This is a genomic window from Cellulomonas sp. Leaf395, from assembly GCF_001424125.1.
In the GTDB taxonomy this organism is placed as follows: Bacteria; Actinomycetota; Actinomycetes; order Actinomycetales; family Cellulomonadaceae; genus Cellulomonas.
In genome coordinates this window covers 219,719-234,294 of record NZ_LMQI01000001.1, presented here as the reverse complement: position 1 = coordinate 234,294, position 14,576 = coordinate 219,719, and the positions used below count along the sequence as shown (strand labels likewise).

Genomic DNA, 14,576 nt, shown 5'->3' with positions numbered 1-14,576 from the left:
ACGGTGTCAGCTCGCCGTCAGTGCGGCGACAGTCGCGTCGATGAACGCCGCACCCGACTCCGGGCCGCCGAACATCCAGATGCCGTCGGGCAGGCGGGCCGTGTTGCCGGCGACGACGAAGGGCAGCTGCTCCCAGATGGCGTTGCCGGTCAGACCGTCCTTGAACGCGTCGCCACCGTCGGTGTCGTTGGCGACGTAGAGGAAGTGGACGTCCTCGCCGAGCTCGGTCAGGCCCTCGACGTCGGTCTGCGCGAGGCCGTAGTCGGGGTCGCCCTCGCCGGTCCAGGCGTTCTCCAGACCGAGCTCACCGGCGACGCCGCCGAGGAACGACCCAGGTGTGTACATGCGGATGGAGACGGCCCCGTCGGAGAGCCAGCCGTCGGCCATCGTGTAGGAGGCACCGGCCATGCCGGCCTCGTCGAGCTCGGTCTTCGCGTCCTCGACCTTGGCGTCGAAGTCCGCGAGCGTGGCCTCGGCGGCGTCGGAGGTGCCGGTCGCCTCGCCCAGGATCTCGATCGTGCGGCGCATCTTGGCGATCGGGTCGGACGCGTCCGAGCCGCGCAGCGCGAGGACGGGGTACTCGGCCTCGATCTGGTCGATGACCTCGGGCGGCAGGTCCGTCGTGGTGACCACCAGGTCGGGCTCGAGCGCGGAGATGGCGTCGAGCGACGGCTCGCCGCGCATGCCGACGTCGGGGGTCGACTCGTCGAGCGGGACGACCGTGTCCCACGTGTTGTAGCCCTTGACGTCGGCGGCGCCGACCGGCGTGACGCCGAGGGTCAGGAGGTTCTCCGTCAGGCCCCACTCGAGCGAGACGACGTTGACGGCCGGACCGTCGAGCTCGACGGTGCCGCGGTCGTCCTCGATGGTGATGGTGCCGCCGTCGGAGGAGGCGGCCGACTCGGCCGGAGCGTCGGCCGCTGCGTCCTCGGTGGTGCCGCACGCGGCCAGCAGGAGCGCTGCGCCTGCGAGCAGGGCAGGGAAGGTCATCTTGCGCACAGGGGTGTCCTCGGAGGTTGGTTGAGCGGGGGTTCTAGACGGTGGTCAGTCGAGAGCGGTGCGTGTGCCTGCCGACGGGGCGCGTGTGCACGCGGCCGGTGATCTCGTCCTGCTGGACGTCGATGCGGATGCCGTACGTCTCCGTGAGCGCGTCGGCGGTGAGCACCTCGTGCGGGCGGCCGGAGCCGACGACCGTGCCCCGGCACAGGAGCACCACGTGGTCGGCGACGGCGGCGGCCTGGTCGAGGTCGTGCAGGACGACGCCGACGGCCACCCCGTGGTCGTCGGCCAGGTCGCGCACCAGGTCGAGGATCTCCACCTGGTAGCGCAGGTCGAGGTACGTGGTGGGCTCGTCGAGCAGCAGGACGCGGGTGTCCTGCGCGAGGCAGGTGGCCAGCCAGACGCGCTGGAGCTCGCCGCCGGACAGCTCGTCGACGCCGCGCTCGGCCATCGCCCCGACGCCGGTGACCTCCATGGCCCAGGCGATCGCGCGGGGGCCGTCGGCGTCGTTCTGGCGCCAGCGGCCGCGGTACGGGTGCCGGCCGTAGCCGACGACGTCCCGCACGCTGACCCCGGACGGCGTCGGCCGTGACTGGGGCAGCAGGGTCACACGCCGGGCGAAGTCCTTGGCGGACAGGGCGTGGGCGTCGGGGACGTCGGGGAGGCTGACCGTGCCGGACTCGGGCCTGTGGAGCCGGGCGAGCGCCCGCAGGAGCGTCGACTTGCCGGACCCGTTGGGGCCGATGAGCGCGGTGACCTGACCGGGCTGGAGCCGCAGGTCGGCCGACGTCACGACGACCGTGCCGTGGTAAGCGCAGGTGAGGTCGTCGCCGCGGAGGGCGGCCCGCTCGGAAGTGGTCACACCGTGAGGTTAGCCTCTACTAACTTAGGTATGCCAACCCTCTTCCGGATGACGCACGTCACACCGTGGCGCCGAACGCCAGCCCGAGCAGGTAGGTCGCGGCCGCCGCGCCGTAGCCGATGGCCAGCTGCCGCAGCGCGCGCTTGGCCGGCGACGCCCCCGACAGCACCCCGACGGTCGCCCCCGTGGCCAGCAGCGCGAGCCCCACGAGCACCGACGCCCACACCACCGCCGTCAGGCCCTCGGCACCCAGCAGGTACGGGAGCACGGGGATCGCGGCCCCCGACGCGAAGAAGCAGAAGCTCGCCGCCGCCGCGCCCACGGCCGTGCCGACGGACTCGTGCTCGTCGACGTCGTCGGGCTCCTGGGGCAGCGCGTCGGCGTGGTCCAGCGACCCGAGGACGTGGTCGGCCCGCGCCTGCGCCTCGTCGGGCTCCATCCCCCGCGCCCGGTACACGAGGGCGAGCTCGTTGGCGTCGACGTCCAGGTGCGGCAGAGCCGCGTGGGCCGCCTGACCCGGACGCGACGCCTCGAGCAGCTCGCGCTGCGACCGCACCGACACGTACTCCCCCGCACCCATCGACAGCGCCCCGGCAAGCAGACCGGCCAGGCCCGTGAGCAGGACCGTCGACGTCGACGCACCGCTGGCCCCGATGCCGAGCACCAGCGCCAGGTTGCTGACCAGACCGTCGTTGGCGCCGAACACCGCCGCGCGGAACGTGCCCGAGATCCGGTTGCGTCCCCGGGTGGCCAGGCCGCGGACGACCTCCTCGTGGATCGCCTCGTCCGCGGCCATCGTCGGCGTGGCGTCGGCGTCGGCGTCGTACCCCGACCGCGCCTCGGCCCGCTGCGCGAGCGCGAGGACGAACACCGACCCGAACCGACGGGCCAGCAGGCCCAGCGTGCGGGTGCGCAGGTCACCGCGGCGCGGCTTGCCGACGTCGTCGCCGAGCAGGTCCAGCCAGTGCTGCTCGTGCCGACCCTCCGCCTCCGCCAGGGCGAGCAGGATCTCTCGCTCTTCACCGGTACGCCGGGACGCGATGTCGCGGTAGACAGCCGCCTCCGCGCGCTCGTCGGCCAGGTACTGCCGCCACCGGCGGACCTGGCTCCTCGACGGGGTCGGACGCGGGGTCTGTGTGGTCGGCACAGCTCATCGTCCCAGCCGACAGGGCGAGCAACGTCCTTCAGCCTGGTGTTCAGGTTGCCGAATCATCAGTTGTGCATGACCGTGGCTGGGGTCGACGAAAGCCCGCAGAGGGCTTCGTACCCGTTCCACTCTCCGGGAGGCTCCCGATGTACGCCGAGACGCCCGTGCAGCCCGCGCTCTCCGCGGTCGCGCCCGCCCGGCACTGGGCCCGGGAACGACTCTCCGAGTCCGGCATCGACGACGGGCGCCTCGACCTGCTGGTCCTGCTGGTCAGCGAGCTGGTCACCAACGCCGTCGCCCACGCCGACCCACCCGTGGTCCTGCGCGTGCACGTCGACGAGGAGCGCACCCGCGTCGAGGTCACCGACGGCGTCCGGGACGTGCCCGTGGTGCGCGACCCCCCGCCGACCGCGCTCGGCGGGCGTGGCGTGATGTTCGTGGACCGCCTGTCCAGCAGCTGGGGCACGTCCGAGGAGGACGGCGAGGCGGCCAAGGCCGTCTGGTTCGAGCTCCGTCACGACGACGTCAGCGAGCTCGGCCGCTTCACCACCGAGCGCTGACACTCTGCGGCTTCGCCCGCGTCGACACCTCCGACCAGACCGGCCCGAACACCAGCCACCCGATCAGCACCAGCGTCGCGCGGCCCGCCCAGCCCGCCAGCACCTCCCGCTGGTCAGGCTGCGTCGCGATCAGCATCAGGACGCCGAGCACGCCGCACGACACCAGCCACGCGACGACCACCCGCCCCCACAGCCGCCACTCGTAGCCGCGCGCCGCGGCCCCCTCGCGAGGCCGAGGCTCCGGCGCGGGTCCCCCCGCGAACCGGTAGGCCACCCACGCGTCGACCTTGTGCACGGTCAGCCTGCCGAACCCGACGGTGAACCCCAGGTACAGCGCGGCGAGTCCGTGCGTCCACGTCGGCTCCGCGCCGCGCAGCAGGTCCCCGACCGTCGCGACGAGGAGGACCACCTCCAGCACCGGCTCGCACAGCAGCAGGACGGTCGACGTGCGGCGCCAGTGCAGGGCGTATCGGGCGACGACCGCGGCGGCGAGGAACAGCCAGAACGCGATCTCGCACGCCACGACGAGGGCGGCCACTGGGTTCTCTCGGATGACGTCGATCATGTGAACCACCGTCGGCCCGGCTGCGCGGCACCGCGTCGTGCATCGGGACCGTGCCCGCGTACATCCTTCGGACGACGGTCCGCCCGCGCCGGTGTGCTGGGATGGCCGGATGGGGCGGCTCCTGCGCAGGGCGATGCAGGACGACCGCGCGGTCGCGGGCAGCCTCGTCGTGCTCGGCGTCGTGCTGGCGATGCTCGGTCTGGCCGGTCGGCCCCCCGTCGCGATGGCCGACACCGTCGTCGGGCAGTACGCAGTCTGGTGGCACCTGCTGATCCTCGTGCTCGCCGCCACGATGCTCCTGGCCAAGCGGCGGCACCCCGTCGCGACGCTCGTCGTGGTCGCGGTGCTGGCAGCCGTCGACGGGTACCTCGGCGGCGGGATCGTCATCTTCGTCGTGCTCTTCGACGCCCTCTACACCGCCGCGCTGCTGACCTCCCCGGTCGTGCGCCGCCGGATCGTCGGGGTGGTCGTCGTGGTGAGCATCGGCGGCCCGCTGCTGATGCTCACCACCGGGAGTGAGTTGCGGGCGGCCGTCATCACGTTCCTGCAGGCCGTGGCGATCTACGGGACGCCGCTGTGGTGGGCGTCCGACGTGCGGCAGCGCACCGAGCTGGCGGCGCTGGAGAGCCGGCGCGCGGACCTCGAGCGCGAGCGCGCCGACCTGGCCCGGGAGGTCGCGGCGGACGCGATCCGGATCGCCGAGCTCGACCGTGAGTCCGCCGTGCGCGAGGAGCGCGCGCGCATGGCTCGGGACCTGCACGACGTCGTCGCCGGGCATCTGTCAGCCGTGGCCATCCACACCGAGGCCACGCTGGCGTCACCCGACACCTCCCGGGATCGCGACACCCTGCGGACCGTGCGGGCGGGCGCTCTGGAAGCCCTGGCGGAGATGCGGTCGATGATCCTGGTGCTGCGCGGACGGCCCGACCCGGTCACCGCCCCCGCCGGCCTGGCCCGGCTCGACGCTCTCGTCGCGGCTGCGCGGTCGGCCGGACAGGAGGTGGTCGTCGTCGGCGCGGTACCGGCCCCGCTGCCGGCCGCGACCGACCAGGCCGCGTTCCGGATCGTGCAGGAGTCGCTCACCAACGCCGCCCGGCACGCACCCGGATCGCCGGTCGAGGTCGCCGTCAGCGGGCGCGAGCAGGTGGAGGTCGTCGTGACGAACCCGCTGGGGCTGACCGGGGCGCCGCCGCTGAGCACCGCGACAGGCCTGCTCACCATGCGGGAGCGCGCCGAGGCACTGGGCGGAACCCTCGTCGCCGGGCCCTGCGACGGCCGGTGGGTCGTGCGCGCCTCGCTGCCGACGGTCGCGTCGTGACCGACGTGCGCGTGCTCGTCGCCGACGACCACGGCGCGATCCGTGCGGGCCTGAGGCTGATGCTCGAGGGCGCCGACGGGATCACCGTCGTCGGCGAGGCGGCCGACGGAGCCGCCGCCGTCGCCAACGCGCGCGCCCTGCGGCCCGACGTGGTGCTCATGGACATCCGCATGCCCGGCATCGACGGCATCGAGGCCACCCGCGCGATCGTCGCCGAAGGGCTCGCCGACGTCCTCGCCCTGACCACGTTCGACCTCGACGAGTACGTCCGCGGGGTGCTCGCCGCCGGCGCGGTGGGGTTCCTGCTGAAGACCGTCGGCGCGGCCGAGCTCGTCGACGCCGTCCGCCGCGTTGCCGCCGGGGACGGGGTGCTCGCCCCCGAGGTGACCCGTCGGCTGCTCGCCGACCTGGTGGCCGCGCAGCCATCCTCCCCCGCACCCGCGCGAGGGCTCGACGACCTGACCGCCCGCGAGCGCGACGTCCTTGCCTGCCTGGGCGCCGGCATGTCGAACGCGGAGATCGGGCGGGCGCTCGACATCACGGAGGCGACGACGAAGACGCACGTCACACGCGTCCTGGGCAAGCTCGGCTGCACGTCACGCCTGCAGGCGGCGCTGGTGGCGGTGGAGGCGGGGGTGGTCTGGCGATGAGCTAGCTCAGTACCTGTGGTCGGCCTGAGCCTGCACTCCGCTACGGGCGGGCGCCGCTCCGCGACCCCCTTCGCTGCGCTCCGGCTCAGTCCTCCCAGGGCGGGGTCTCGTCGAGCTTCTTGTAGTACTTGGCCAGGTGGCTCTTGATCCGGTCGCGGTCCTTGTCGGGGACGTCGACGCCGCCGCGGGAGCCCTGCATGACGGCGGCCGCCGCGAAGACACCGCGGGGCACGGCCTTCAGGCGACCGTCGATGACGTCGGCGATCAGCAGCTTGTACGCGGTGAAGTTCTCCTTCGAGTCGGCGTCGTACCAGACGTGGGCGTCCCGGTACTTCTCGTTCGGCTCGACCTGCGCCTTCGCCCAGGCGCGGACGCGCTTCTCGGCGGCGTCGCCGTCCCAGGCCCGGTCGCGGTCGGCCAGGGGGAGGTCGCCGAATGCGGTGACAGCCATGTGCGGACTCCTCTCACTACAGATGGTCGGCCTGCGCCTGCGCTCCGCAGCGGGCAGGTGCCGCTCCGCGACCCCTACCCTCCACTGCGCTCCGGCCCAGTCCTCAGTCGGTGGGTGCTGCGGCGCGGAGCTTCTCGAGAAGGGGGTCGGCCGCCTTCGCGAGGAACTCGTCCTGGAGCTCGTCGCCGATCTGCACGATCGCCAGGTCGGTGAAACCGGCCTCCCAGTACGCGGAGGCCGCCTCCACCACGGCGTCCAGGTCCGGGCCGCACGGGATCTGCTCGGCGACGTCGGACGGTCGGACGAACTGGCTGGCGGCGTCGAACGCCTCCGTCGTCGGCAGGTCGGCGTTGACCTTCCAGCCGCCCGCGAACCAGCGGAACTGCTCGTGCGCTCGGGCGACGGCCTTCTCACGATCCGGGTCCCAGCTGATCGGGATCTGGCCGATCTTGCGCGACTCCGGCACGGCGTGGCCGCGCGCGTCATCCCACGCGTGGATCGCCTCGGCGTCGGGCTCGACCGCGACCAGGTGGTCGACGAGGTGGGCGAATCTCGCGATCGAGTCCGGCCCCGAGACCGCCGCACCGATCTCGATCGGCTCGTCGGGAAGGTCCCAGAGCTTCGCGGAGTCCACCTGGAAGAAGTCGCCGGTGTAGTTCACACGGTCGCCCGTGAGCAGCTCGCGGATGATCTCGACGGCCTCCTCGAGCATGTCGTGGCGCTCGCCCACCGCGGGCCATCGCTCACCGACCACGTGCTCGTTGAGGTTCTCCCCCGCACCGACGTTGAGCTGGAACCGACCGTCGGAGAGCACCCCGAGCGTCGCGGCCTTCTGCGCGACGACGGCTGGGTGGTACCGGAGGGTCGGGCAGGTCACGTAGGTCATGAGCTCCACGCGCTCGGTCGCCTGGGCGACAGCGCCCAGCAGCGTCCAGGCGTGCGGTGCATGACCCTGCGCGTCGAGCCAGGGGAAGTAGTGGTCGCTGGACACCTCGAAGTCGAACCCGAGGCGCTCGGCGGCGATGGCGTACCGGACCAGGTCCTTCGGTCCGGACTGCTCGGTCATGAGGGTGTAGCCGAAACGTGTCACCGACCGACCGTCGCACCGCACTCGCGGCGCCGCATCCGCTACGCGTCCGCCCACGCCTCCCTGGCGGTGCGGACCGGCTCACCCATGCGGGCGGCCTCCTCGATCGCCAGGCCCAGCAGGTGGTCCTGGCACCCGTCGGCCAGCGGGTACGGGGCCGGGCCGTCGCCGCGGACCCACGCGCCCGTCGTGTCGAGCAGCGCGGCGACCGCGATGTCGTCGTCAGCCAGCCGAGCACCCTGGAACGCGTTCCGGTAGAGCACGCGTCCGTCGAGGCTCAGGTGCTCCAGGTCGAACCCGTCGAGGTTCTGCTCCACGCCGGTGGTCCGACGCACGATCGGTGAGGCGACCACCGTGCGCTCGTCGACCCAGCGCGTCACGGTGTCGTCGACGATCTCCCCGTGCGAGCCACGGATCACGATCCGGTTGGTGCGCAGCGGGTTGTGCCACTGGTTGTCCGTGAAGTCGTACAGCGCGCTGCGGCTGTCGCCGAAGTCGAGCGTCGCGAGGATGCTCCACGCGTCGACGGGCTCGGTCGCGCCGGTCCACCCGTCGCGCCCGAGGGGGCTCATCAGTGGCGCGGTGACGACTGTCGCCCGCACGGTGACCTCTCCGCGGCCCGTGCCGAGCAGCCGCCGGATCAGGCCCACCGCGTGGTACAGATGCGTGGACGAGATCTGTACGCTCGTCGCCGCGCCGATCAGCCCGGCGTCGACGACTGCGATCCGCGCCGCGTGCGACGGCATCGACGGGCTGTGCTCGGCCACCTGGACGAGTCCCGACGAGCCGACGTCCGCCCACAGCTCGCGCAGCCCGTCGGCGTCGGGCGCCGGCGGCGTCTCGGCGAGCACCGGGATGCCGAGCTCGACCAGCTCACGGGTCGCGTCCGGCGTCACGGGCCACGGCACGGACACGACGACGAACTCGGGCCGGTCCGTGGTCGGGCCGACGGCCGTGACCAGCTCCTCGATGGAGCGCACCGTCGGAACGCCCCACAACTGCTCGACCTCGGCACCACGATCCGCCGACCGCGTGACCACGCCGACGCACTGGAACCGCTCCGGCATCAGGCGCGCCACCCGCACGAAGAACTCAGCCCGCCACCCGCTGCCGACCACACCGAACCGGATGGGTGCGTGCTGGGCCTGCGCCATCGGAAACCGTCCTCGTCGTCGAGAGCCACGAACCGAGCGAGCGTAACCCTGCAGGTGCGGCGCGCCCCTGGTGCGAGGTCAGTCCGCCGTGACCTCGGTGACCTGGCCGTCCTCCACGTGCCAGCGACGGGTCAAGCGGACGGTCTCCAGCATCCGGCGGTCGTGCGTGACCAGCAGGATCGTCCCGTCGAAGCTGTCGAGCGCGGCCTCCAGCTGCTCGATCGCCGGCAGGTCCAGGTGGTTCGTCGGCTCGTCGAGGACCAGCAGGTTCACGCCGCGGGCCTGCAGGAGCGCGAGGGCGGCGCGAGTCCGTTCGCCCGGGGACTGCGACGAGGCAGGGCGGTGGATGTGGTGGCCGCCGAGCCCGAACTTGGCCAGCAGGGTGCGGACGTCGGCCGTGGGCCAGTCGGGGACCTCGCGGGAGAACGCGTCGACCAACGGCTCGTCGCCCTCGAACGCCCGACGCGCCTGGTCGACCTCACCGACGAGCACGCCGGAGCCGAGGTCGACCGTGCCGGACGTCGGCTCCAGACGGCCCAGGAGCAGGCCGAGGAGCGTCGACTTGCCAGCTCCGTTGGGACCGGTGACGGCGACCCGGTCGCGCCAGTCGAGCTGGAGGTCGACCGGGCCGAGGGTGAAGTCGCCGCGGGTGAGGACCGCGTGCCGGGCGACCGCCACGACCGCACCCGACCGGCCCGCGGTCGCGATGCTCATCTGCAGCTGCCACTCCTTGCGCGGCTCGTCGACGACATCCAGGCGCTCGATCATCTTCTCCGTCTGCCGAGCCTTCGCCGCCTGCTTCTCCGATGTCTGCCCGCGGAAGTTCTTGATGTGCTTGTCGTTGTCCGGCGCCTTCCGACGAGCGTTGCGGACACCCTTCTCCATCCACGCCCGCTGCATCCGCGCACGGGCGTTGAGCGCGTCCCGCCGGGCGGCATACCCCTCGTAGGCCTCGCGGGCCTGGCGACGGGCGATCGAGCGCTCGTCGAGGTAGGAGTCGTAGCTGCCGCCGTAGGTGGTGACGCGCTGCAGGCTGCGGTCGATCTCGACGACGGCCGTGACGGTGCGGCTGAGGAACTCGCGGTCATGGCTGACGACGACGATCGCGGCCTCCGACCGGTCGACGAACTCCTCCAGCAGGTCCAGGCCCGCGGCGTCGAGGTCGTTGGTCGGCTCGTCGAGAAGGTAGAGGTCGTAGCGCGAGAGCAGCAGTGCGGCCAGGCCGACCCGGGCGGCCTGTCCCCCGGACAGCGCGGTCATGGGGTGGTCGAGGTCGACGGTCAGCCCGAGGTCGTCGGCCACGCTGCCGAGGCGCGACTCGAGGTCGGCCCCGCCCAGCGCCAGCCAGCGTTCGAGCGCCTCGGAGTAGGTGTCGTCGGCCCCGTCCTGTCCCGCACCGAGCGCGTCGGCGGCCTCGTCGAGGGCGATCTGCGCGGGCGTCACGCCGGTCCGACGCCCGAGGTGGTCGCGCACGGACTCGCCGTCGAGACGCTCGATCTCCTGCGCGAGGTAGCCGAGCTGCGCGTGCGCGGGCGACACCGCGACGCTGCCGCTGTCGGCCTGGCGACGGCCGCCCAAGATCTGCAGCAGCGTGGACTTGCCGGCGCCGTTGGGGCCGACGAGACCGATGACGTCGCCGGGTGCGACGACGAGGTCGACGCCGGAGAACAGCTCGCGATCGCCGAACCCGGCCCTCACGTTCTTGGCCTGGACGGTTGCGGTCATGCGGTCATTCTCCTTGCTCGACGGACGTGCGAAGGTACGCCGCCGACCGGTCTGGGCGCCTGCTGATTCCCGACGAGGAAGCGCTTCGCTCGGTGCTACACGACCTGAGCCCGCTCGAGCCGCTTCCGCACCCCGTCGCCACCGATGCGCTCGATCTCGGCCCGGGGACCGACCACCACCAGGAGCACCCGCGCGCGGGACAGCCCGGTGTAGAGCAGCGTCCGCGCGCGCTCGATCTCACGAAATCCGTTCACCGCCAGGATCACCACTGTTCGTTCCAGGCCTTTGAACCCGAGGACGTGGGCCCAGAACACCTCCTCGCCGGCGAAGAACCCGTCCCAGTACCCGTCGTGCCCGGCGCCGTCCACCAGCTCGACCTGCAGCTGGTGCCGTGAGCCGGTCGCGAGCAGGGCGATCTGGCCGGGCAGCCAGCCTTCCTCGAGCAGGGTGTCGACCATGTCGTCGGCTTCCCCGATCGCGCGCTCGTACGGCACGTCGAGGATCCGCACCGGGGCGCCGCCCCGCGACGGCCTTGTCCGAGGCGCCCTCTACCCTCGGCGCATGTTCCTCCTCGCCGACGGCGGCCTCGTCCTCAGCCCGAGCGACCTCGCCAACGCAGCCGCCTGCGAGCTCGCAGTGCTCAGCCACCTCGACGGTCGGCTCGGCTGGTCGGATCCGGCTCCGATCGCGGCGGACGCGATGCTCGAACGGGTGTCTGCGCTGGGCACGGCGCACGAGCAGGTGGTCCTCGCCTCGTATCGCGCGTCGGGCGACGTCGTCACGATCGAGCGACCGCGGTACGACGAGGCAGGCGAGCGTGCCGCGCTGGAGAGTGTGCACAAATCGACGCTGGAGGCGTTGTCGTCGGACGCGGACGTCGTCTACCAGGCAGGGTTCTTCGACGGCCGGTTCACCGGGTGGGCCGACTTCGTGGTGCGCGAGGGCGGCCGGTGGGCAGTGCTCGACACCAAGCTGGCCCGCAGCGTGAAGGTCACGGCCCTGCTCCAGCTGACGGCGTACGCGGACCAGCTCCTCACCGCCGGCATCCCGGTGACGGACGACGTGCACCTGATCCTCGGCGACCGCTCGCGGTCCAGCCACCGCCTCGCCGACCTGCTCCCGCTCTACCGCGAGCGCCGCGCGCGCCTGGAGGACCTGCTCGACGAGCACCGTTCCGGGGGCACGCCCGTGACCTGGGGTGATGCCCGCTACCGGGCGTGCGGCCGGTGCGACGCCTGCACCGCGCGGGTGGTCGCGCACCGCGACGTCCTCCTGGTGGCCGGGATGCGGTCGACCCAGCGCGCACGCCTGGCGGCGGCCGGCGTGACCACGATCGACCAGCTGGCGACGGGCACCGGGGCGGTGCCCGGCATCGGCGTGGCCACGCTGGCCAACCTGCGCCGACAGGCCGCCCTCCAGGTCCGGCAGGAGACCGCGACCGAGCCGCTCGTCTTCGAGGTCGTGGAGCCCGCGGCGATCAGCGACCTGCCGGTGCCGGACGCCGGCGACATCTTCTTCGACTTCGAGGGCGACCCGCTCTGGACGGACGACACGGTGCCCGCCGACGAGCCTGCGGACTGGGGCCTGGAGTACCTGTTCGGGGTGGTGGAACCTGACGGCTCGTTCCGGCCGTTCTGGGCGCACGACCGCGCGCAGGAGAAGCAGGCGTTCCTCGACTTCCTGGCCTACGTCGAGAAGCGTCGAGCCGACCATCCCGGCATGCACGTCTACCACTACGCCCCCTACGAGCGGTCGGCCCTGCTCCGCCTGGCGGGCCGCCATGGTGCCGGCGAGGACGGCGTCGACCAGCTGCTGCGCGACGGGGTGCTGGTCGACCTCTACGCCACCGTGCGTCGCGGGCTGCGCGTCGGGAGCAGCTCGTACTCGCTGAAGAAGCTCGAGCCGCTGTACATGGGTTCCCGGACGCGCGACGGGTCGGCCGTGACGAACGCCGCGGACTCGATCACCGAGTACGCCGAGGCGTGCGACCTGCGTGACGCCGGGAACGAGACCGCCTGGCGCACCAAGCTCGACGAGATCGGCGAGTACAACCGGTACGACTGCGAGTCGACGCTGCGGCTGCGCGACTGGTTGCTGGCGCACGGTCCGGCTCCGACGCGGTCCGCTGCGGCCGAGCTCCAGGAGCCGGCCGAGGAGGACCCGCTGGTCGTCGACGTCCTTGCGAGGGCCGAGGGTCTCGACGATCCCGCGGACCGCCAGGCGCTCCGGATGCTTGCGGCGGCGGTCGGCTACCACTCGCGCGAGGCCAAACCGTTCTGGTGGGCGCACTTCGACCGGCTCCAGTCCGACCCTGCCGAGTGGATGGACCCGCGCGGCACGCTGCTCGTCGACGGCACGCCCGAGGTGGTCGAGGACTGGAGCGTCGGAGCTGGGAAGCACACCTTCAGCCGCGTCCTGCGCGTCGCGGGCCACCTCGAACCAGGCAGCGACCTGCGCGCGGGCGGCAAGGCCTACGCCCTCTACGACCCGCCCCCCGCCTACGCGCAGACGTCCAGCACCGGGCACCGCGGGTGGACGCGGGGCGTCGAGATCCTCGACGTCACCTCGCAGCACGCCCCGGACGCGCCGTCCGGCAACCGCGACGTCCTACGGATCGTCGAACGGCTCCCCAAGGGCGCGACACCCGGGCCCGACCTGCCGATGGCGCTCGCGCCGTCAGCGCCACCGCCGACCCCGACCATCGAGGCGGCGATCCGCACCCTCGTGGAAAGCGTCGGCGACGACCTCCCCGACCTGCCGGCCGTCGACCTGCTGCGCCGCATGCCCCCGCGCACCCGGGCGCTCCCGCTCCCGCGCCCCGACGACGTCACCGGCACCACCGAGGCGATCATCGACGCGATCCTCGACCTCGACGGCTCCTACCTCGCCGTGCAGGGGCCACCAGGGACCGGCAAGACGTACACCGGGGGCCACGTGATCGCGGCACTCGCGGCACAGGGCTGGAAGGTGGGCGTCGTCGCGCAGTCCCACGCGGTGGTCGAGAACATGCTGCGTGCCGTCCATGACGCCGGCCTGGCCGCGGAGCACATCGGCAAGAAGGCGCAGGACGAGCACCCCGACGACGCCGTCTGGGAGTCGCTCCCGCAGGGCAAGCACGCGGTCGCGTTCCATGCCAGGCAGCCCGGCGGCTTCGTCATCGGTGGCACGAAATGGGACTTCACCAGCCGCGACCGCATCCCGGAGGGCGGCTTCGACGTGCTCGTCGTCGACGAGGCGGGTCAGTTCTCCCTCGCGGACACGATCGCCGTGTCGACGTCGGCCCGAAACCTGCTGCTCCTCGGAGACCCGCAGCAGCTCCCGCAGGTGACCCAGGGCCGACACCCGGAGCCCGTGGACCGGTCGGCGCTCGGGTGGCTCTCGGACGGGCACGACACGCTGCCCGACGAGCTCGGCTACTTCCTGCCGCGCACGTGGCGGATGCACCCGGCGCTGTGCGCGGCCGTCTCGCACCTCTCGTACGAGGACCGCCTCGAGTCCGTCGCCCTCACCGCGGACCGCTCGCTCGAGGGCGTCGATCCCGGGCTGCGGACCGTCGTCGTCGACCACGTCGGCAATGCCGTCTCGTCACCCGAGGAGGCCGCGGTGGTGGTCGACCAGGTGCGTGACCTGCTCGGCCGCAGCTGGACGGACGGCACCACCCGACCGTTGACCGGGCACGACATCCTGGTCGTCGCGCCCTACAACGCGCAGGTCTGGACGGTCCGCCGCGCCCTGGACGCCGCGGGCATCGCCGGCGTCCGCGTGGGGACCGTGGACAAGTTCCAGGGCCAGGAGGCCGCGGTCGTGCTGGTCACGATGTGCGCGTCGTCGGCCGACGAGGTTCCGCGCGGGATGGAGTTCCTGCTGAACCGCAACCGGCTGAACGTCGCCGTCTCGCGAGCGCAGTGGTGCGCGGTCATCGTCCGGTCGAGCCGCCTGACCGACTACCTGCCCACCCGCCCGGAGACGCTGGCAGAGCTGGGCGCGTTCATCGGGCTGTGCACCACCGGGTGACGGGTGCGACCGGACCGGGGACGGGAGCCGACCCCCGGCTCCCG

13 protein-coding genes are annotated in these 14,576 nt (G+C 72.7%); 4 read left to right on the top strand and 9 right to left on the bottom strand.

The window, feature by feature from the left end; genetic code table 11:
• Positions 1–6: 6 nt before the first annotated feature.
• From ASG23_RS01145 to ASG23_RS01135, 3 genes are read right to left on the bottom strand one after another with little or no spacing between them, the layout of a single operon-like run.
• On the bottom strand, positions 7–990 hold the full coding sequence (locus tag ASG23_RS01145; RefSeq protein WP_056020566.1) for an ABC transporter substrate-binding protein: 984 nt from the start codon (positions 988–990) through the stop codon (positions 7–9).
• A 43-nt stretch (positions 991–1,033) separates the two neighbouring features.
• Positions 1,034–1,861, bottom strand: coding sequence for an ABC transporter ATP-binding protein (locus tag ASG23_RS01140; RefSeq protein WP_056018908.1), 828 nt, complete (start codon positions 1,859–1,861; stop codon positions 1,034–1,036).
• A gap of 58 nt (positions 1,862–1,919) precedes the next feature.
• Positions 1,920–3,008: a VIT1/CCC1 transporter family protein gene (locus tag ASG23_RS01135; protein ID WP_056018905.1), complete on the bottom strand. Its 1,089-nt coding sequence runs from the start codon at positions 3,006–3,008 to the stop codon at positions 1,920–1,922.
• A 146-nt stretch (positions 3,009–3,154) separates the two neighbouring features.
• Between ASG23_RS01135 and ASG23_RS01130 the strand changes: the two genes are divergently transcribed.
• Entirely contained in the window at positions 3,155–3,568 is a 414-nt protein-coding gene (locus ASG23_RS01130) for an ATP-binding protein (RefSeq protein ID WP_056018902.1), read from the top strand.
• Here the strand turns inward: ASG23_RS01130 and ASG23_RS01125 are convergent.
• On the bottom strand, positions 3,552–4,133 hold the full coding sequence (locus ASG23_RS01125; RefSeq protein WP_056018899.1) for a hypothetical protein: 582 nt from the start codon (positions 4,131–4,133) through the stop codon (positions 3,552–3,554). The genes ASG23_RS01130 and ASG23_RS01125 overlap by 17 nt on opposite strands.
• Positions 4,134–4,242: 109 nt before the next feature.
• Here ASG23_RS01125 and ASG23_RS01120 point away from each other — a divergent pair, with 109 nt between their 5' ends.
• Positions 4,243–5,451: an ATP-binding protein gene (locus ASG23_RS01120; RefSeq protein ID WP_056018895.1), complete on the top strand. Its 1,209-nt coding sequence runs from the start codon at positions 4,243–4,245 to the stop codon at positions 5,449–5,451.
• A 59-nt stretch (positions 5,452–5,510) separates the two neighbouring features.
• On the top strand, positions 5,511–6,101 hold the full coding sequence (locus tag ASG23_RS01115; protein WP_235520847.1) for a response regulator transcription factor: 591 nt from the start codon (positions 5,511–5,513) through the stop codon (positions 6,099–6,101).
• An 85-nt stretch (positions 6,102–6,186) separates the two neighbouring features.
• Here the strand turns inward: ASG23_RS01115 and ASG23_RS01110 are convergent, their stop codons facing one another.
• The 5 genes from ASG23_RS01110 to ASG23_RS01090 form a co-directional block, all read right to left on the bottom strand.
• Positions 6,187–6,552, bottom strand: a complete 366-nt coding sequence (locus ASG23_RS01110; RefSeq protein WP_056018889.1) for a hypothetical protein — start codon at positions 6,550–6,552, stop codon at positions 6,187–6,189.
• A 103-nt stretch (positions 6,553–6,655) separates the two neighbouring features.
• Positions 6,656–7,642 (bottom strand): TIGR03557 family F420-dependent LLM class oxidoreductase, encoded by a 987-nt coding sequence (locus tag ASG23_RS01105; RefSeq protein WP_056020564.1) that lies wholly within the window; start codon positions 7,640–7,642, stop codon positions 6,656–6,658.
• Positions 7,643–7,680: 38 nt separating this feature from the next.
• Positions 7,681–8,793: a Gfo/Idh/MocA family protein gene (locus ASG23_RS01100; protein WP_056018886.1), complete on the bottom strand. Its 1,113-nt coding sequence runs from the start codon at positions 8,791–8,793 to the stop codon at positions 7,681–7,683.
• A 78-nt stretch (positions 8,794–8,871) separates the two neighbouring features.
• Complete coding sequence (locus tag ASG23_RS01095) at positions 8,872–10,518, bottom strand: ABC-F family ATP-binding cassette domain-containing protein (protein WP_056018883.1); 1,647 nt, start codon at positions 10,516–10,518, stop codon at positions 8,872–8,874.
• Between the two features lie 95 nt (positions 10,519–10,613).
• Positions 10,614–11,012, bottom strand: a complete 399-nt coding sequence (locus tag ASG23_RS01090) for an ATP-binding domain-containing protein (RefSeq protein WP_235520782.1) — start codon at positions 11,010–11,012, stop codon at positions 10,614–10,616.
• 67 nt (positions 11,013–11,079) lie between these two features.
• Here ASG23_RS01090 and ASG23_RS01085 point away from each other — a divergent pair, with 67 nt between their 5' ends.
• Positions 11,080–14,532: a TM0106 family RecB-like putative nuclease gene (locus ASG23_RS01085; RefSeq protein WP_056018877.1), complete on the top strand. Its 3,453-nt coding sequence runs from the start codon at positions 11,080–11,082 to the stop codon at positions 14,530–14,532.
• Positions 14,533–14,576 lie beyond the last annotated feature (44 nt).

Excerpts from the sequence above, each read along its gene's own strand:
- ASG23_RS01110 (WP_056018889.1), bottom strand. The coding sequence starts at position 6,552 with ATGGCTGTCACCGCATTCGGCGACCTCCCCCTGGCCGACCGCGACCGG.
- ASG23_RS01145 (WP_056020566.1), bottom strand. The coding sequence starts at position 990 with ATGACCTTCCCTGCCCTGCTCGCAGGCGCAGCGCTCCTGCTGGCCGCG.
- ASG23_RS01120 (WP_056018895.1), top strand. The coding sequence starts at position 4,243 with ATGGGGCGGCTCCTGCGCAGGGCGATGCAGGACGACCGCGCGGTCGCG.
- ASG23_RS01130 (WP_056018902.1), top strand. The coding sequence starts at position 3,155 with ATGTACGCCGAGACGCCCGTGCAGCCCGCGCTCTCCGCGGTCGCGCCC.
- ASG23_RS01085 (WP_056018877.1), top strand. The coding sequence starts at position 11,080 with ATGTTCCTCCTCGCCGACGGCGGCCTCGTCCTCAGCCCGAGCGACCTC.
- ASG23_RS01125 (WP_056018899.1), bottom strand. The coding sequence starts at position 4,133 with ATGATCGACGTCATCCGAGAGAACCCAGTGGCCGCCCTCGTCGTGGCG.
- ASG23_RS01115 (WP_235520847.1), top strand. The coding sequence starts at position 5,511 with ATGCTCGAGGGCGCCGACGGGATCACCGTCGTCGGCGAGGCGGCCGAC.
- ASG23_RS01095 (WP_056018883.1), bottom strand. The coding sequence starts at position 10,518 with ATGACCGCAACCGTCCAGGCCAAGAACGTGAGGGCCGGGTTCGGCGAT.
- ASG23_RS01100 (WP_056018886.1), bottom strand. The coding sequence starts at position 8,793 with ATGGCGCAGGCCCAGCACGCACCCATCCGGTTCGGTGTGGTCGGCAGC.